We start from the raw sequence: 15,961 nt of genomic DNA on the forward strand, positions 1-15,961 counted from the left end.
CTGCTGCCCGCCGCCAGGACTCGTCAGGCCCGTTCGAAGAGGACCGTGCGGGCGGCCGGGTCCGCGGTGACGAGGCGGACCCGGACCCGCTCGCCGAGCGGCAGGTCACCGAGGCAGCGGGCGCGGACCGGCGGCGTGTCCAGGGCCACCGTCCCGCCGGGCGGGCGCGGCCGGGACCGGCCGTTCGGCGGGGCGTCGACGTCGAGCACGGCGGCCTCGAAGGTCTCCCCCACCCGGTGCGCGAGCAGCACGGCCTCGGTGAGTTCCACCGCGCCGCGGGTGGCCGCGGACGCCGTCCGGTCCGTCGTGGCCATCACCTCGGGCAGCCGGGGCAGAGCCGCCCGCGCCCACTCCGGCACCGGGCGGTCCTCGTGCAGCGCGAGGCAGACCTCCGTGGCGTACCGGTCGGCCAACCGGCGCAACGGCGCCGTCACGTGGGCGTACGCGGCCGCCACCCCGCCGTGCTCCGGCTGCTGCGGCGTCTCGCCGTCGAACGCGGTGTACGCGGCGCCACGCATCAGCTCCGCCGCCTGGTCGATGAAGGCCGCCGCCCGTGGCTGCGCCGGGTCGAGCGCGGCGATGACCTCGCCCGGACCCGCCCCGTCCGGCCAGTCCACACCGAGCGGCGCGGCGGCCGTACGCAGGCGCTGCACAGCCTCCGGCTTCGGAGCGGGCATCGTCCGCAGCAGGCCGATCCGCCCGGCGAGCATGATGTCGGCCGCCGTCATCCCGGTGAGCAGGGAGATCTGGGCGTTGTGCTCCTCCATCGGCGCCGGCCCGCGCAGCACCAGCCGCCAGCCGTCACCGTCGCGTTCGACCTCCTGCTCGGGCAGGGGCAGGTTGATGGCGCCGCGGCGCAAACCGCGGGCGGTGAGCCGGTCGCCGATCTCGGGCAGCAGGGCGATGGGCTCGGGCAGCGTGCCGGCGTCGGCCGCGGCCTGCACGCCGACGTAGTCCAACTTGGCCCGGCTACGCACGAGCGCGCGTTCCAGCGCGACGGCGACGACCCCGCCGTCGTCGTCCAGGTCGATGGTCCACACCACGGCGGCGCGGTCCACGTCGGGCAGCAGGCTCGCGGCGCCCTCGCTGAGCGTCTCCGGGTGCAGGGGCACGTTGCCGTCCGGCAGGTAGACGGTCTGCCCCCGCCGCCAGGTCTCCTCCTCCAGCGGGCCGCCGGGGCGGACGTGGGCGGCCACGTCGGCGATCGCGTACCGCACCCGGTAGCCGCCGCCCGCGCGGCGGCCGAGGTGCATGGCCTGGTCCAGGTCGCGCGACCCGGCCGGGTCCACGGTCAGGAACGGGATGTCGGTGCGGTCGACGCCGGGGCGCGGCGGGTCGGCCGCCGCGGCCTCGGCCTCCCGCAGCGCCTCGGCCGGGTACTCCTCGGGCAGTGCCAGCTCACGGCGGAGCGCGGCGAAGTCGATGCGGGGCGCGAGGACGCGACGGATGACCACGCGTCCATCCTGACACCCGAGCCGTCGTCCGCCCGACCCGGCGGAGGCGCACCAGTGACCGCGGGCCCGGCACGGCCGCCCGTCGACGACCGGGCCGACGCGGCGAGAGGGCATGAGGCACCGGCAGCACGGCACGGGCGGCCCTGGCGCCGAGGAATACCGCCACCGGCCGCGGACGGCCGGTGGCGGCGGGTCAGCGGGCGGACTTGCGGGCCGCCGTGGTGGCACCCCGTTGGGTGGTGGCCCGCACCGAGGCCGGGCGACCCGTGGTGGCCGTCTTGCGTACCGGCGCCTTCTTGGCGGCCGCCTTCCGCGTGGTGGCCGTGGTGGCGCCGGTCGTCTTCCGGGCCGGGGCCTTCTTCGCCGCCGTCGTGCGGGCGCCGCCCACCGGGCGGGTCGCTGCCGTGGTCTTCTTGGCGGGCGCCTTCTTGGCCGGCGCCGTCGCCGTGGTCCTCTTGGCCGGCGCCTTCTTCGCGGGCGCCGTCGCCGTGGTCCTCTTGGCGGGTGCCTTCTTGGCCGGCGCCTTCTTCGCGGTGGTGGCGGTCTTCTTGGCCGCCCCCGTGGTCTTCCGGGCCGTCGACGTCGTCTTCTTCGCCGCCGCCGTGGTGGTCCGCTTGGCGGCGCCCGTCGTCTTCTTCGCGGCAGCCGTCGTCTTCCGTCCCGCGGTCGTGCCGGCCTTCTTCGCAGCCGTCGAGGCCTTGGCCGGCGCCTTCTTCGCGGTGGTGGTGGTCTTCCGCGCGGTGGTCGAGGCCTTGGTGGCCGTCTTCTTGGCGGGGGCCTTGGCCGCGGTGGTCCTCTTCGCCGGGGCGCGCCCCGCCCCGCCGGTCGTCTTCTTGGCCGGCGCCTTGGCGGCCGTGCCGGTGGTGGCCCGGCGCGCGGGGGTGCTCCGGGCCGCGGTCGTGTTGCGCTCCGCCGCGGCGGTCTTCTTCGCGGTGGTGCGTTTGGCAGCCGGGCGGGTGGCCTTCTGTGCTTCGGCCATCTCGGTTCCCTCCTTGGGGACGTGCTCTCGCGTGCCTCCTCGCGGAGCACGGAGTACCTCGACGCGGGCCGGTCCCGCGCCGTCTACCTGTCCTCCCCGGCCCAGCGAGCGTCCTCCGCGTCCCACGCCTCGTTACGCTCCTGCACCTGCTGCAGCGCGTTCTCCGCTTCGGCGGCCGATGCGTACGGGCCGAGGACGTACCTCGCCGGGCACACGTCGGCGTCGGTCTCGACCCGGTGGTGTCGGGTGCACCAGTAGTAGTGCCCACCACGTCCGCTGTCGCTCATGGGATCACTGTGCACCGCGAACCACCCGACCGCCACCGGAACACCACAAGTCGCCGCCGCTCTCCACAGTAGATCCGCTCGCGACGGCGCGGGCCAGAATCCGGCAAATCGGTTCGATACCCGTCGCGGGAGGCCCCCGCCGGGCCGAGCGGGCCGGGTTAGGGTCGCGTGGTGGGCGTACCCGACTACATCCGGCAGATGCGCAAGCACGTCGGCCACGACCTGCTCTGGCTGCCGAGCGTGAGCGCCGTGGTCCGTAACGAGGCCGGCGAGCTGCTGCTCGGCAAGCGTTCCGACGACGGCCGCTGGTCGGTCGTCAGCGGCTTCGTCGAGCCGGGCGAGCAGCCCGCCACCGCGGTGGTCCGCGAGGTCCGCGAGGAGACCGGTCTGGACGTGGAACCGGTTCGGCTCGCCAGCGTCGTCTCCCACCCGCACACCTACCCCAACGGCGACCGCTGCGAGTACCTGAACCTGGGCTTCCGGTGCCGGCTGCTCGGCGGCACCGCCCGGGTCAACGACGACGAGTCCGACGCGGTGGAGTGGTTCGCGCCGGACCGGCTACCGGAGCTGGACGCGCACGCGCGACTCGTCATCCGCCACGCCCTCGACCCCGTGCACGACGTCTGGTACCTGCCGCCCGGCGCGGTCTGGAGTGACGGCGACTAGTCCGGGACGCCGCAAGCCGCGCCGGGACGGCCCGGCCGGTCCGGGCGCTGCGGCGGATCAGGGCCAGGTCTTCGCCTCGGCGTCGAACACCTCCGGAGCGCTCTCCACCGGCAGCACGCAGAGCAGGTGCCCGCCGGGCGCGCGCAGGATGCGGCACTCCTGCCAGCGGTTCACCTGGGTCGCCCCCAGGGCGACGAGCCGGGCCGTCTCCACCTCGACGTCGTCGGTCTCGATGTCGAGGTGGAACCGGGGCGCGTCGTCGACCGCCTGCACGGCCACGACGAGCCCCGGCAGCGCGTCGTGGAGGCTCGTGAACTGCGGCTCGGGAGCGTAGCGCTCGGCGGGCACGCCGAGCGCCGCCGACCAGAACGCGGCCGCTCCGTCCGCCTCGTCCCGAGGGGCGTCGATGAGCAGGGCGTAGACACGGCTTCGATGCATGCCGCGCAGGATAACCGTCGACGTCTTGAGGGGGGCGGGGTGAGCGACACCGGGCCCGCCGACGGCTCAGCGGGCCGAGACCCGCTCGGCCAGGAAGTCCTCCCAGCTCCGCTTCCCGACGGTGGCCCCGCCACGGGCCAGGTTCGCACCCGTCCGGTAGGCCCGACCGGCCCTACCCGGCAGCGGAACGGGCACCGTCGGCCGGCGGACGCCGCGCGCCCGCAGGTAGCCGCCGAGCAGCTCCCCCATCTCGTACACCCGGGGTCCCGCCAGCTCGGGGACGAGGCCGGACGGCCGGCCCAGCGTGAGCTCGACGAGCCGGTCGGCCACGTCGCGGGCGTCCACCGGCTCGAATCGCAGGCCGCGCGGCACCGGTACGACCGGCAGCTTCGCGAGCTTTCCGGCGACCGTGAGGACGAGGTCGTGAAACTGCGCGGCGCGCAGGGTCGTCCACGGCACCCCGGAGTCGGCGACCGCCCGTTCGGCGGCCAGCTTCGTCCGGAGCCAGCCCACCGGCACCCGGTCGGCCCCGACCACCGAGATGTACACGAGGTGCCGTACGCCGGCGCGCGACGCCGCCCGCGCCACGACGCGGGTCGCCTCGTCGTCGCCCTTCGGTCCGCCGGCCAGGTGCACGACGATGTCCGTCCCCGCCACGGCGGGCTCGACACCCTGGCCCGTGCTCAGGTCACCGGCCCGATACTCGACGCCGTCCACGCCCACGTCGGGGCGGTGGCGGCTGAGCACGCGCACGTCGTGGCCGGTGTCGCGCAGCAACGGCACGACGAGGCGGCCGAGGGTGCCCGTGCCGCCGGTGACCAGTACGGATGAGGCCATGATTGTCTCCGTTCCGTCCTCCGGGAGCTGATCTCCCGGTCACGTCGGCCCGCGTTCGCGGGTCTACTGGTGGGACACCCGGAACGAGAGGCGTGTGACAGGTGCACGAGAGCGAGTGGTTGACCGAGAGGTTCGAGGAGCACCGGACCCGGCTGCGGGCGGTGGCCTACCGGATGCTCGGGTCGGTCAGCGAGGCGGACGACGCGGTGCAGGAGGCCTGGCTACGGGTCAGCCGCGCGGACGCCGGCGACGTGGCGAACCTCCGGGCGTGGCTCACCACCGTGGTCGGTCGGGTCTGCCTCAACATGCTGCGCTCCCGACGACACCGGCGCGAGGAGCCGCTGGACGTCCACGTGCCCGACCCGATCGTCAGCCCCGAGTCGGGCGCCGATCCGGAGCAGGAGGCGTTGCTGGCCGACTCGGTGGGATTGGCGCTGCTCGTGGTGCTCGAGACGCTGGCGCCCGCCGAGCGGCTCGCGTTCGTGCTTCACGACATGTTCGCCGTGCCGTTCGAGGAGATCGCGCCCCTGATCGAGCGGTCGCCGGCCGCGGCCCGCCAGCTCGCCAGCCGCGCCCGCCGTCGCGTACAGGGGCAGGCGCCCGCGCCGGACCCGGACCTCGCCCGGCAGCGTGACGTCGTGGACGCGTTCTTCGCCGCCTCGCACGACGGTGACTTCGACGCGCTGGTCGCCGTGCTGGACCCGGACGTGGTGCTCCGTGCCGACGGCGGCGAACGCGCCCGCCAGACCGTCACGCTGCGCGGCGCGCGGCAGGTCGCCGCCCAGGCCGTGATGTTCACGCGGCTCGCGCCGTTCGTCCGGCCGGCGCTCGTCAACGGCGCCGCCGGCGTCGTCGTCTCGGCGAACGGTCACCCCCTGTCCGTCATGGGCTTCACGGTGGCCGGCGGCCGGATCGTGGCCATCGACGTGCTCTCCGACCCCCGCCGGCTGCGCGACCTCGACCTGACCGCGCGGTGACCCGGGTCGAATCGATCCCCTCCGCCGTCCCTTCAGGACACGTAGGGACCGTGGCCATGTGACCGTTGGAGCCGGGTAACGCCGGTCCGCGAGGTTGGGGCTCCCCTACCCCCAACGCCTCGGGAGACACCGAAGTACACGTGGGGCCTCAAGCTGCAGAGCGCCGAGAAGTCGGCGCCCCAGCGACAACCCTTGATTCCACCCAAGGTGCTGTTCGACGATGAGTCGCATGCCTCTCGGAAGATCCGGTCGCCCTCGGGAAGCCGTCGCGCACGTCGTCCTCACCGACTCGTGGCGGAAGCAGCGGTGTTCTCAGGAGTTCGTCGACGACCTGTGCGATCGGGTCATGGGACCCGCGCTGGCCGAGTTGGACCGATTCTTCGGTGCCACCTGGGCCCGCGACATCGCGCCGTCCCTCATCCTCGAGGGCCCCGGCCTCGCCTTCCAGATCACCGTCGTGCAGCTGCGGGGCTGGGAGATCAACGAGATGGCGACCCACATCTCGCAGGTGTTCAACAAGCACTGGGAGCAGGAGGTCGACCGCATTCCGCCCCGGTAGGCCGGGGACCGTCGTGGCGCTTGTCGTACGCCGATGGCCGCCTGCCGGCGGTTTCGACTCATGGCCGCGCTGTCCGTCACCGGGCTCGCGCTCCTCCTGAACCTCCGGTCGCTCGCCGACGAGAACCCGCGACCGCAGTGCCTCGCCGCCGGCTGCCGGCATTCCGGGCTCTGCCGGCGATCGGCCCGCCAAACGATCAGGAATCGAGAAGCCCTCACGCCGCCGTCGGGCCTAGCGTTGCTTCCAGACGGCCGGCAACTCGCCGGCCGGAAACAGCGAAAGGCAGCCGGGAATGCCCGTGACGAATTCCACGACCGAGTCCGACGGCTTCAGCGCGGAGGAGCGCGCCGCCATGAAGGCACGCGCCGCCGAGCTGCGCGGCCAGGGCCGGAAGGGCGCCAAGAAGGCCGACGAGCTGCAGGCGCTGCTCGACAGCATCGCGAAGATGGCGCCGGACGATCGCGCGCTCGCCGAGCGCGTGCACGCGACAGTGACCGCCGCGGCCCCGGACCTGTCACCGAAGACCTGGTACGGGATGCCCGCCTACGCGAACGCGGACGGCAAGGTCGTCGTCGCCTTCAAGAACTCGGGCAAGTTCAACACCCGCTACTCGACGCTGGAGTTCCAGGACGCGGCCACCCTCGACGACGGCGACCTGTGGCCGGTGTCGTACGCGCTCCGCACGTGGAGCCCGGCGGTCGAGAAGAAGGTCGCAAAGCTGGTGGAGACGGCGGTCGGCTGACCGGGGTCAAGCATCAGGCCAGCCGAGTGGGCGAGTCCGGCCATTCGGCGGCCGGGGCGAGCGGCTCATGTCTCGCTCCCGAGTGCCGCCGCCGCCCGGGCCGCGAGGGCGTCGAGCACCTCGACGCGCCCGGGCGGCACCCGCACGTCCAGGGTCAGCGAGTCAGCCCCGGACCGGGAGAGGTCGAAGGTGAAGAACGAACAGCAGGACGCCTCGCGCGCGGTGAGATCCCGCGCCGCCTCCTCCACCGAGGCCGTGCCGTCGAGCCGCAACCGCAGGTGCCGCGCCGACACCCGGTCGACGCCCCGTACGGCTTCGGTGAAGAACCGGTCGAACTCGGCGAGCCGCAGCGGGCGTTCGGCCGTCGGCAGCGTGCACGCATCCGGTACCCAGGCGTCGTCGGTGGTGCGGGGATGGTCGGTCATGTCCCGACGGTAAGCCGCTACCCTCGCACTGCCCGCCTCGATGCGCAGCAGGAGGCCGCCAATCAGCGTGACGGCGGCCAGGAACTCCCCTTGACGAAGCCGTGGTCGGCGAGCAACGCGAGCCAGCATGCACCGACCACGGCGGCGATGGTCCCGACCAGGCCCACGGCCCGACCTGATCTTGTGTCCACGGCAGCACCCTACGGGCCGAAGGCGATGGTGCGGTTACCGCCAGGCCAACGGGGCGTACCGAGGCCAGCCGGCAAGTCACAGCGGCGGACCTGCGGGCGACGGACGAGTCGACTCAGGCAGAGGGACGAACCAGTGCCGCCAAGTCGCCATGCGCGAGGGGAAGGCCGCCCAGCTCGCTGACCCCGACCCATGCGATGTCGTCATGCTCATCCGGTGCACGGTTGGTGGGCGAGCCGACCCAGTCTCCGATCTGCCAGACGCCCACCCGAACGGCGTTCTCACCACTGCCGGCGTGCCGGGCACCCAGCCGTGAACAGGACTCCGTCACGATGTGGACACCGAGTTCCTCACGCAGCTCACGCGCGAGGGCTTGTAGTTCCGACTCGCCCGCTTCGACGTGCCCCCCGGGCAGATCCCAGAGATCTGGGTAGGCCCGGCGGGTGGGACTGCGGTGCACCAGCAGGACCGCGCCGTTCTCCACGAGTGCGCCTGTGACGACAACATGCATGGCGGGATTGGAGCACAGGGGTAGGACAAGCTGGCTCCAGCCAAGGGACGCGCAGACGTCCGGATCCGCCCGGATCCGATAGCTACGCGGCGCGGCGGCCCATCGCCGGGCGGTTCGCCCATCCCGTTGCGCGCCCGTGTCGCTGGACGGCCTAGATCTGCTCCGCAAAGTTCTGCATCATCCACATCGACACGTCGGCGCAGACCGAGTGGCCCGATGGGCACGGGCTGCCGTCGCTCGCCGTCAGCAAGATGGTCAGTCCGCCCCTCGCGTACGACCGGCACACCATGCCCTTGGCAGCCTGGCAGGTCCTGTGGTCACGCCTCCAGCCCGCTGCCTCAATCTGATCTTCCAAGTCGTGGCCCGCCGTCTCAGGGCTGAGGTTGACCCGGTACTCGCGGGTCCAGCGGAGCTTGCCGTGCGTCCTCCTGGCTTCCTTGCCCCTACTGAGCCAGGCCGCCGGGACAGCGATCTCATCGAGTCGCGTCTGCCCGATCGCGAGCAGTTCCTCCGTCGACCGCTTGTCCGGGGGTGGTCCGCCGCACCCTGACAGAAGCGTGGTGCCTGCCAAAGCCAGGGCCGCCGCCCACCGCCTCTCGAACCCCATCACACGCCTCGTCCCGGTCACCAGATCTGGCCGGTCGATGCCGGCCAGCCATATTGACAGGCGACCAGGACCAAGAAGACCCCGGGGCTCCACCGCTCCCGGTTCTCCTCAAAGCTGGCTGGCTCGTGGAGGCGTGGGGCACACAGGGGGCACAAGACGCCGCGGAGCGCTGACGATGAGCTGTACGGCCGGCTGGCGGCGGGTGAGGCGCGCGGCCGGGCATTCCGCCGGATGCCCGACCACCGGCCGGAGTCACGCGTTGCGTGCCCGTCGCCTGGCCGCCCGGAACGCCACCGCGCCGTCCTGGTGCACATCCCAGATCCAGGGAATTTCCTCCGCGTACGGCCCGATCGCCTCGAACACCGTCCGCGCCTGTGCGTGCCGGTTGGCGCGGTACAGGCCGTACGCCAGGAAGTTCAGATCGTGATACCACATGGCATGCCGGCGATCGGCCACGGCGAACCAATGCCGCAGGGCGTTGTCCAACTCGGCGTGGTAGATCGGGTTCTGCAGCCAGGTGCGGTAGACATGCTGCCCTGCACGGATGCCGTCGCGGTCGAGCACCCACAGCCCCCACTCGGCGTTCGCCTGCACGGGCAGGATGTGCAACGGCGACCCCGGCGGCGCCGCGGCCGCCACCGACCTGGCGAACGCGAACATCTCCTGGTGCGAGCCGCGCCACTTCTGGCACAGGTACATCAGGCGGAAGTTGTGCGCCTCCCGGTGGAACGGATCCCGGGCGATCACCTCCGCCCAGCACCGGTCGAAATCCGACCGGCTGCCGCCGAGGGCCGTGATCAGCAGGAGCAGCACCGCCCAGGGCGTCGGGTCCTGCGGGGCGAGCCGGGCGGCCCGGTGGCAGAGCGGCACCGCCATCAGGAGAGTCTGGTGGAACTCCTCGAATCTCCCGGCACCAACGGACTTCGCCCAGCCGCTGCCCCGCACCTCCCAGGCACGGGCGATCAGCGATCGAGCGCGCATCAGCACCGCGTCCGGATTCTCCGGCTCATCCAGACACCAGCGGTCGGGCCAGGCGTCGGACACGTCCAACCGCTGTCGCCGCGGCCGACGTCCGGCAGCGCCGCCGGTCGCCCATCGGACGTTCGTGACGGATTCCGCCAGGACCCAGAGATGGCGTGCTCGACGGTCGAAGTCGGTGCGGTGCGCCGCCAACAGGTCGCGGGCGGCGGTCCAGTCGCCCCCGGCGACCGCGTCGCAGGTCGCCCGCAGTGCCGCATCGTCCTGCGCCGGATGGAGATCCAACTTTGAGTTCGGATCCTGGTGGAAGAGTCGCACGGCACGACCGTACTGGTCTCAGGTCGGCTGCCCGGTCCGGGGCGGGCTCGATCAGCCGCCGTCGCGTCTTTCGGGCCGATCACGCCGCGTTCGATTCGAGCAGGTCGTGGACTCGTTTCAGATAGTTGATCCAGGCTGCGCACCGGGTTGAGCAGGCAGCCGGCGTCCCGCCTCACAATGCGTTAGCTGACTCCAGCGCGACCCCAACAGCCTGCAAGGCGGCCACCACGGGCACGGCAGCAAGGTCGGGGTTTGCCCAGGTGGACTGGTTTGGCTTGCTCCCAGAGGCAGCACTCTTGATCCGAGGGTCGCTGCGACCGGCACCAAGATCAGGGCGCCACCAGGGCGTCAGTGCGTGAACAGGGCGTCGAAGGTCGACCAATGACGACCACCATCACCCATGGACGCCAGGGCATACAGTCAGGTCGCAGCCTTGATCGAGGCTGCGACCTGGTGGGCGACGGACGAGTCGACCTGTACGCCGGATTCTGTGCGCGGCGCGTGCCCGGAGGCGCGCGCCGGCGGCGGCCATCCATCTCGGCCTACCGTCGCCGGCAGGCTCCTGCGGCCTACCCGCAGACATCGGACGGGCCGTCCTCGAGCGTCTGCGCGGGTCGTCATCCTTCGGGCGACGACCCATTCTTGGCCTTGCTCCGGGTGGGGTTTACCGAGCCACCCCGGTCACCCGGGGTGCTGGTGGGCTCTTACCCCACCGTTTCACCCTTACCGTCCCCGATGGGGTCGGCGGTCTGTTTTCTGTGGCACTGTCCCGCGGGTCACCCCGGGTTGCCGTTAGCAACCACCCTGCCCTGTGGAGTCCGGACGTTCCTCGGCGGCGGGCCGGAGCCCGCCGACGCGACCGCCCGGTCGACTCGTCCGTCGCGCTCTCATCCTAACGACGACAGCGCGCCGCCTATTGCCGGCCCGCCCTGGCAAGATCCGCCGGTACGCGCCGCCCCGCGGGCCCCAGATCGTGCTCGATCGTGGAAGTAGTGGCCTCGGGCGTCGGTGGAAGGCACTACTTCCGGGATCGAGCACGATCTTGGCGGGAGCGGAAGATCAGGATGACCGGTCGGGCGGACGGGCGGGCCGGGTACTAGCCTCGTGGGACCATGGATCTCTCCCACGCCGCGCTGCTGCTCGCCGCCGGCCTCGCCGCGGGCACGGTCAACGCGGTGGCCGGCGGTGGTTCCCTCATCACCTTCCCGGCGATGATCGCCGTCGGGCTTCCGCCCGTGCCGGCGAACGTCAGCAACTCGGTGGCGGTCTTTCCGGGGTACGTGGCGAGCGTGGCGGGGAGCCGGGCGGACCTGCCGCGCGGGCGCACGCTGGCCCTTCTGGTACCGACCACCGTGCTCGGCACGATCGCCGGGTCGCTGGTGCTGCTCGCCACCCCGGCACGCGCGTTCGAGGTGGCCGTACCGTTCCTGGTGCTCGGCGCCACCGCGGTGCTGGCCTTCCAGGATCCGCTGCGCCGGCTGGTCGGTCACCCACGCGACCTGTCGCCGCGCCGGCGCACCATCACCCTCCAGGCCATGGTCGCGGTCGGCGCGGTGTACGGCGGCTACTTCGGCGCGGCGCTCGGGGTGATGCTCGTCGCCGGTCTGGCGCTGGTGCTGGACGCCACCCTGGCCCAGGTCAGCGCCATCAAGAACCTGTTGTCCGCCGTGGTGGGTCTGACCACTCTGGTGGTGTTCGCCCTGTTCGGGCCGGTGCACTGGGCCGCCGTGGCGGTGGTCGCCCCGGCGACGCTGCTCGGCGGGTACGTCGGCGCGAAGCTGGTCCGCCGCCTGCCGCCCGTGGTGCTCAAGACGGTGATCGTGATCTTCGGTTCGGTGATCGGGCTCTACCTGCTGTGGCGGGCCCTGCGCTGACGCGGGCCGCGGCCCGGAAACGCACGCTCGCGCCACGGCCCGCCACGCACGCCGGCCACACACGCCGCGAACGCCCCGCAACGGCAGCCGGGGCGCCGGAAAGGCAGCCGGACGCCAGACCGCCCCGCCGCGAACGGTACGACGGGGCGGTCCGGCCGGGGGGACGGTGGTCTCAGTACGCCTCGCCGACCGGCTCCTCGGGCGCGCCCTCGGCACGGGCGGCGGCCCGGTTCCACCGGGACCACAGCACCCGCTCGCCGTAGCCGGCGGCCATCACGTGGGCGCTCGCGAGGTAGGCCAGTACGCCGACGGCGAGCACGCCGAAGCCCACCCAGTAGGGCAGCGCCAGCGAGTGCTCGGCGAGCTTGCCCGCGATGATCGGCGCGGGGGCGGCGGCGCCCCACCGGACCAGGTTGAACGCGCCGGTGGCCACCCGACGGTCACGGGAGCCGAGGCCGAGCGCCAGGTCGGTGAGGTTGGCGTTGGCCAGGCCCATGCAGAGCCCGGAGAGGACGAGCACGACCAGCGACTCCGCGGTGCCGGTCGAGGTGGCGAAGAGCGCCATGCAGACGAGCAGCCCGACGATCGCGACGCCGATGGTCTGCACTGCTCCGATCCGGTGCGCGAGCCGGTGCCCGATCAGCAGGATTCCGGCGGCCAGGCCGAGGCCCCAGCCGGTGAACGCGAGCCCCAGCGGGACGACGTCGAGGCCCAGGAAGAGCGGCGTGTAGCCGAGCACCACGAAGAAGACGAAGTTGTAGGCGGCGGTGACCACGCAGAGCGCGATGAACGCGGGCCGGCGGTAGGTGGCGAAGATCTGCCCGACCCGTACGGGCGCCTGCCGGTTGGCGGGCTCGCGCAGCTTGCGGGCGGCCACCCCGAGGGCGAGCACCATGAACACGCCGCACACGAAGAAGGGCAGCCGCCAGCTCACCTTGCCGAGCAGGCCGCCGATGAGCGGGCCGACCGCGAAGCCCAGGCCGAGGGCGGTCTCGAAGAGCCCGACCACCCACTCCCGGTCGAGGGCCAGGTTGACCAGCACCACCATGGCGGTGGCGAAGAACATCGCGTTGCCGAGGCCCCAGATGCCGCGCAGCACACTCAGTTGGACGATGTTGTTGCTGAACGAGGCGAGAATGGCCGCGAGGCCGACCACGGACACCCCGGTGACGAGCACCGGCTTGAAGCCGAAGCGGCCGCTGGCGAGCGTCGCCGGGATCATGCCGACGGCCATGACCGCGATGTACGCGGTGAAGAGCAGTTCGACCTGCCAGGCGGTCACGCCGATGGCGTTGCCGATGGCCGGCAGGATCGGGTCGACCACCGCGATGCCGGCGATCGCGAGGAAGGCCACCAGGGTGGTGGCGTAGATGGCACTGCGGTTCGGTTCGGCGCGCCGATCCAATTCCCGCCTCCCAAATTAGCTGTATCTTACAGGTAGTTCTCCTGTATCATACAGCTATGAGCGAGGATCTCTCCACGGGAACGGACGCCGACGAGGTCACACTCGGCCGGATCGAGACCGAGGTGGCCCTGCTGATGCGGTTCGGCGAGGCCACGCGCCGGCGCAGCAGCGCCGAGCACCGGGTGCTCGACCGGGCGGCGTACGTGATCCTGCGGCACCTGGCCGACGCCGGCCCGCAGAACGTGTCGGCGCTCGCCGCCCGGCTCAACCTCGACGGCTCGACGGTGACCCGGCAGGTCTCGGCCATGCAGCGCGACGGCCTGATCTCGCGGAAGCCCGATCCGCGCGACGGGCGCGGCATGGTCGTCTCACCCACCCCGGCCGGATTGCAACGCATGGCGGCCGTGCAGGCGGCCCGCACCCGCCTCTACGGCGACATCCTGGCCGACTGGGCCCCGGAGGACCGGGACGTCCTCGCCGAGATGCTGCACCGGCTCAACCAGGCCCTCGAACACCGCCCGCGCCACTGATCGCGTGCCCCGGCGCCGCCCCCACAGGCGCCGTCGACAGGCATGAGCGGCGGCCCCGCCACGGCAGAGAGAGGCCCCCGGGACGACCGTCCCGGGGGCCTCGCCGTACGGCGGTCAGGCCACCGGCTCGGGTGCCGCGTCGGCGTCGCGGCGGTCGCCGGGCGTCAGGCGCGGGTCGCCCTCGTCGGCGAAGTAGTCGTCCGACGCGGTGCCGTCGACGCCGTTGGTCACCTTCGTAGCCCGCAGCACGAGCGTCACCAGGATCGCCACCAGCAGGTTGACGGCCACGGCCACGATGCCCACGTAGATCGTCTTCTGGGTGTCGAAGCCGAACTTCTCCAGCGGGAACGCCGAGCCCGCGAAGTGCTTCCGGGTCGGGCTGGACACCTGGTAGAGCATCCACATGCCGAGCCCCATGCCGGCCACCCAGCCGGCCACCAGCCCGATCCGGTGGAACCAGCGGGTGTAGACGCCGAGCGCCACGGCGGGCAGCGTCTGGAGGATGATCACGCCGCCGATGAGCTGGAGGTCGATGGAGAACTGCGGGTCCAGGAAGACGATGCAGGCCACCGCGCCGACCTTCACCACCAGCGAGGTGATCTTCGAGACGTTCGCCTCCTGCGCCGGGGTGGCGTCCCGCTTCAGGTACTCCTTGTAGATGTTGCGGGTGAACAGGTTCGCCGCCGCGATCGACATGATCGCCGCCGGCACGAGCGCGCCGATGCCGATGGCCGCGTACGCGACGCCCGCGAACCAGTCCGGGAACTGCTGGTCGAACAGCAGCGGCACGATCGTGTTGCTGTCCGTGCTGCCGGCGCTCGCCCCGGGCAGCGGCTTCACCCCGGCCGCGATGGCCATGTAACCGAGCAGCGCGATGAGCCCGAGCAGCAGGCTGTACGCGGGCAGCGCGGACATGTTCCGCTTGATCACGTCCCGGTTCCGGCTGGCCAGCACGCCGGTGAGGCTGTGCGGGTAGAGGAAGAGCGCGAGCGCCGAGCCGAACGCCAGCGTCACGTACTGGAGCTGGTTGTTGGCGTTGAGCAGCACGCCGTCGCCGGGCGCCGGTGACGCGTCGAACTTCGCGTCGGCGGCCCCGAAGATGTCGCCCCAGCCGCCGAGCTTGTACGGCAGGTAGAAGATCGCCACCAGGATCACGATGTAGATGAGCGAGTCCTTGACGAACGCGATCAGCGCGGGCGCCCGCAGGCCGGACTGGTAGGTGTAGGCGGCCAGGATGGCGAACGCCACGATGATCGGCAGGTGCCGGGCGAGCGTGCTCTCCCCCGTGACCCCCATCGTCTTGAGCACGGCCTCGATGCCGACCAGCTGCAACGCGATGTACGGCATCGTCGCCACGATGCCCGTGATCGCGATCAGCAGCGCGAGCACCGGCGAGTCGAACCGGCTGCGGACGAAGTCGGCCGGTGTCACGAAGCCGTGCCGGTGCGACACCGACCAGAGCCGGACGAGCACGAGGAACACCAGCGGGTAGATCACGATGGTGTACGGCACGGCGAAGAAGCCCATGGCTCCCGCGCCGAACACGAGCGCCGGCACCGCCACGAAGGTGTACGCGGTGTAGAGGTCACCGCCCACGAGGAACCAGGTGATCCAGCCGCCGAAGCTGCGCCCGCCCAGGCCCCACTCGTCGAGGTGGGCCATGTCCTTCGGGGCGCGCCACCGGGCGGCCACGAAACCCATCGCGCTGACGAGCAGGAACAGCAGGCTGAAGACGATGATCTCGGTGAGGTGGTCGCGCCACATCAGCGGTCACCCCGCTTCTTCGTGAGCTGGTAGACCAGGGTGGTGGTGGCCACGCCCAGGATGATGTAGGCGAGCTGGAGCCAGTAGAAGCGCGGGAAGCCCAGAAGACGGGGAGAGTCCCCGTTGAAGAACGCCGGGACGAGCGGCACCACGATCGGAATGAGGAGCAGCCAGTTCCAGGGACTCTTGTCCTTCGCCCTGGACCGCACCGTCGGGGGCGCGTCCGGTTCGGGTGCAGCCATGTGTGACACACCTCCGGGAAGTCGTAACTCGCGTCGTAACGGCCGGAGGTTACGACCCTGTGATCGCGGTCACGCTCCCCGCCCGGGAGGCCGTGCGCCGAACGGCGGGCGGGCTGCGCCGAACGGCGTACCGGGCGGGTCGCCCTTTCCCGCCCTGGCGAGGGACGGCCGGACGAGCC

The 15,961-nt window shown here is 72.1% G+C and carries 19 protein-coding genes and 1 other RNA gene; 6 read left to right on the top strand and 14 right to left on the bottom strand.

All coding sequences use genetic code 11. The annotated features are described in order from the left end of the window. Positions 1-23: 23 nt before the first annotated feature. The 3 genes from ACSNOA_RS24825 to ACSNOA_RS24835 all read right to left on the bottom strand — a co-directional run bounded on the left by ACSNOA_RS24825 (position 24) and on the right by ACSNOA_RS24835 (position 2,720). Positions 24-1,454 (bottom strand): RNB domain-containing ribonuclease, encoded by a 1,431-nt coding sequence (locus tag ACSNOA_RS24825; protein ID WP_436661854.1) that lies wholly within the window; start codon positions 1,452-1,454, stop codon positions 24-26. 193 nt (positions 1,455-1,647) lie between these two features. Then, positions 1,648-2,433, bottom strand: a complete 786-nt coding sequence (locus tag ACSNOA_RS24830; RefSeq protein ID WP_436661856.1) for a histone — start codon at positions 2,431-2,433, stop codon at positions 1,648-1,650. Positions 2,434-2,516: 83 nt separating this feature from the next. Beyond that, the gene (locus ACSNOA_RS24835; RefSeq protein WP_436661857.1) at positions 2,517-2,720 is read right to left on the bottom strand and encodes a hypothetical protein; all 204 of its coding nucleotides are present in this window, start codon (positions 2,718-2,720) and stop codon (positions 2,517-2,519) included. A gap of 171 nt (positions 2,721-2,891) precedes the next feature. On the opposite strand from ACSNOA_RS24835, the gene ACSNOA_RS24840 reads away from it, so the two are divergent. Beyond that, positions 2,892-3,386: an NUDIX hydrolase gene (locus ACSNOA_RS24840; RefSeq protein ID WP_436661859.1), complete on the top strand. Its 495-nt coding sequence runs from the start codon at positions 2,892-2,894 to the stop codon at positions 3,384-3,386. A 57-nt stretch (positions 3,387-3,443) separates the two neighbouring features. Here the strand turns inward: ACSNOA_RS24840 and ACSNOA_RS24845 are convergent, their stop codons facing one another. Then, positions 3,444-3,824: a VOC family protein gene (locus ACSNOA_RS24845; RefSeq protein ID WP_436661861.1), complete on the bottom strand. Its 381-nt coding sequence runs from the start codon at positions 3,822-3,824 to the stop codon at positions 3,444-3,446. A gap of 66 nt (positions 3,825-3,890) precedes the next feature. Further along, complete coding sequence (locus tag ACSNOA_RS24850) at positions 3,891-4,661, bottom strand: SDR family oxidoreductase (RefSeq protein WP_436661863.1); 771 nt, start codon at positions 4,659-4,661, stop codon at positions 3,891-3,893. A 101-nt stretch (positions 4,662-4,762) separates the two neighbouring features. On the opposite strand from ACSNOA_RS24850, the gene sigJ reads away from it, so the two are divergent. From sigJ to ACSNOA_RS24865, 3 genes are all read left to right on the top strand, one after another. Further along, positions 4,763-5,638: an RNA polymerase sigma factor SigJ gene (gene sigJ / locus ACSNOA_RS24855; RefSeq protein WP_436661865.1), complete on the top strand. Its 876-nt coding sequence runs from the start codon at positions 4,763-4,765 to the stop codon at positions 5,636-5,638. 229 nt (positions 5,639-5,867) lie between these two features. Further along, positions 5,868-6,197 carry a hypothetical protein gene (locus ACSNOA_RS24860; protein WP_436661867.1) on the top strand — a complete coding sequence of 110 codons (330 nt, stop codon included), beginning with the start codon at positions 5,868-5,870 and terminating at the stop codon, positions 6,195-6,197. Positions 6,198-6,489: 292 nt separating this feature from the next. Beyond that, entirely contained in the window at positions 6,490-6,939 is a 450-nt protein-coding gene (locus tag ACSNOA_RS24865; protein ID WP_436661869.1) for an iron chaperone, read from the top strand. 65 nt (positions 6,940-7,004) lie between these two features. Here ACSNOA_RS24865 and ACSNOA_RS24870 read toward each other — a convergent pair whose 3' ends face one another. From ACSNOA_RS24870 to rnpB, 6 genes are all read right to left on the bottom strand, one after another. Continuing rightward, positions 7,005-7,364, bottom strand: coding sequence for a hypothetical protein (locus ACSNOA_RS24870; RefSeq protein WP_436661870.1), 360 nt, complete (start codon positions 7,362-7,364; stop codon positions 7,005-7,007). Between the two features lie 62 nt (positions 7,365-7,426). Further along, positions 7,427-7,555 (bottom strand): hypothetical protein, encoded by a 129-nt coding sequence (locus tag ACSNOA_RS24875; protein WP_436661872.1) that lies wholly within the window; start codon positions 7,553-7,555, stop codon positions 7,427-7,429. 113 nt (positions 7,556-7,668) lie between these two features. After that, positions 7,669-8,064, bottom strand: coding sequence for an NUDIX domain-containing protein (locus ACSNOA_RS24880; RefSeq protein ID WP_436661874.1), 396 nt, complete (start codon positions 8,062-8,064; stop codon positions 7,669-7,671). 151 nt (positions 8,065-8,215) lie between these two features. After that, entirely contained in the window at positions 8,216-8,671 is a 456-nt protein-coding gene (locus ACSNOA_RS24885; RefSeq protein WP_436661876.1) for a hypothetical protein, read from the bottom strand. Positions 8,672-8,923: 252 nt separating this feature from the next. After that, positions 8,924-9,967: a DUF4034 domain-containing protein gene (locus ACSNOA_RS24890; RefSeq protein WP_436661878.1), complete on the bottom strand. Its 1,044-nt coding sequence runs from the start codon at positions 9,965-9,967 to the stop codon at positions 8,924-8,926. Between the two features lie 461 nt (positions 9,968-10,428). Next, positions 10,429-10,842, bottom strand: an RNA gene (gene rnpB / locus ACSNOA_RS24895) — RNase P RNA component class A. Positions 10,843-11,079: 237 nt separating this feature from the next. On the opposite strand from rnpB, the gene ACSNOA_RS24900 reads away from it, so the two are divergent. Next, a complete protein-coding gene (locus ACSNOA_RS24900) occupies positions 11,080-11,841 on the top strand; it encodes a sulfite exporter TauE/SafE family protein (RefSeq protein ID WP_436661879.1) in 762 nt (253 codons plus the stop codon). Between the two features lie 172 nt (positions 11,842-12,013). Here ACSNOA_RS24900 and ACSNOA_RS24905 read toward each other — a convergent pair whose 3' ends face one another. Next, positions 12,014-13,246 (bottom strand): MFS transporter, encoded by a 1,233-nt coding sequence (locus tag ACSNOA_RS24905; RefSeq protein ID WP_436661881.1) that lies wholly within the window; start codon positions 13,244-13,246, stop codon positions 12,014-12,016. 56 nt (positions 13,247-13,302) lie between these two features. Between ACSNOA_RS24905 and ACSNOA_RS24910 the strand changes: the two genes are divergently transcribed. Further along, positions 13,303-13,776: a MarR family winged helix-turn-helix transcriptional regulator gene (locus tag ACSNOA_RS24910; RefSeq protein ID WP_436661882.1), complete on the top strand. Its 474-nt coding sequence runs from the start codon at positions 13,303-13,305 to the stop codon at positions 13,774-13,776. A gap of 114 nt (positions 13,777-13,890) precedes the next feature. Here the strand turns inward: ACSNOA_RS24910 and mctP are convergent, their stop codons facing one another. Together mctP and ACSNOA_RS24920 are read right to left on the bottom strand one after the other, a co-directional pair. Continuing rightward, on the bottom strand, positions 13,891-15,540 hold the full coding sequence (mctP, locus tag ACSNOA_RS24915; protein WP_436661884.1) for a monocarboxylate uptake permease MctP: 1,650 nt from the start codon (positions 15,538-15,540) through the stop codon (positions 13,891-13,893). Continuing rightward, entirely contained in the window at positions 15,540-15,782 is a 243-nt protein-coding gene (locus tag ACSNOA_RS24920; RefSeq protein ID WP_436661886.1) for a DUF3311 domain-containing protein, read from the bottom strand. The genes mctP and ACSNOA_RS24920 overlap by 1 nt, the downstream gene beginning before the upstream one ends. Positions 15,783-15,961 lie beyond the last annotated feature (179 nt).

It is taken from the genome of Micromonospora sp. URMC 103 (assembly GCF_051386435.1).
Classification (GTDB): Bacteria; Actinomycetota; Actinomycetes; order Mycobacteriales; family Micromonosporaceae; genus Micromonospora.

Bases quoted from the DNA above. Each gene is read 5' to 3' on its own strand.
- ACSNOA_RS24835 (WP_436661857.1), bottom strand. From the start codon at position 2,720: ATGAGCGACAGCGGACGTGGTGGGCACTACTACTGGTGCACCCGACAC.
- ACSNOA_RS24920 (WP_436661886.1), bottom strand. From the start codon at position 15,782: ATGGCTGCACCCGAACCGGACGCGCCCCCGACGGTGCGGTCCAGGGCG.
- mctP (WP_436661884.1), bottom strand. From the start codon at position 15,540: ATGTGGCGCGACCACCTCACCGAGATCATCGTCTTCAGCCTGCTGTTC.
- ACSNOA_RS24870 (WP_436661870.1), bottom strand. From the start codon at position 7,364: ATGACCGACCATCCCCGCACCACCGACGACGCCTGGGTACCGGATGCG.
- ACSNOA_RS24850 (WP_436661863.1), bottom strand. From the start codon at position 4,661: ATGGCCTCATCCGTACTGGTCACCGGCGGCACGGGCACCCTCGGCCGC.
- ACSNOA_RS24860 (WP_436661867.1), top strand. From the start codon at position 5,868: ATGCCTCTCGGAAGATCCGGTCGCCCTCGGGAAGCCGTCGCGCACGTC.
- ACSNOA_RS24885 (WP_436661876.1), bottom strand. From the start codon at position 8,671: ATGGGGTTCGAGAGGCGGTGGGCGGCGGCCCTGGCTTTGGCAGGCACC.
- ACSNOA_RS24845 (WP_436661861.1), bottom strand. From the start codon at position 3,824: ATGCATCGAAGCCGTGTCTACGCCCTGCTCATCGACGCCCCTCGGGAC.
- ACSNOA_RS24880 (WP_436661874.1), bottom strand. From the start codon at position 8,064: ATGCATGTTGTCGTCACAGGCGCACTCGTGGAGAACGGCGCGGTCCTG.
- ACSNOA_RS24900 (WP_436661879.1), top strand. From the start codon at position 11,080: ATGGATCTCTCCCACGCCGCGCTGCTGCTCGCCGCCGGCCTCGCCGCG.
- ACSNOA_RS24830 (WP_436661856.1), bottom strand. From the start codon at position 2,433: ATGGCCGAAGCACAGAAGGCCACCCGCCCGGCTGCCAAACGCACCACC.
- ACSNOA_RS24910 (WP_436661882.1), top strand. From the start codon at position 13,303: ATGAGCGAGGATCTCTCCACGGGAACGGACGCCGACGAGGTCACACTC.
- ACSNOA_RS24865 (WP_436661869.1), top strand. From the start codon at position 6,490: ATGCCCGTGACGAATTCCACGACCGAGTCCGACGGCTTCAGCGCGGAG.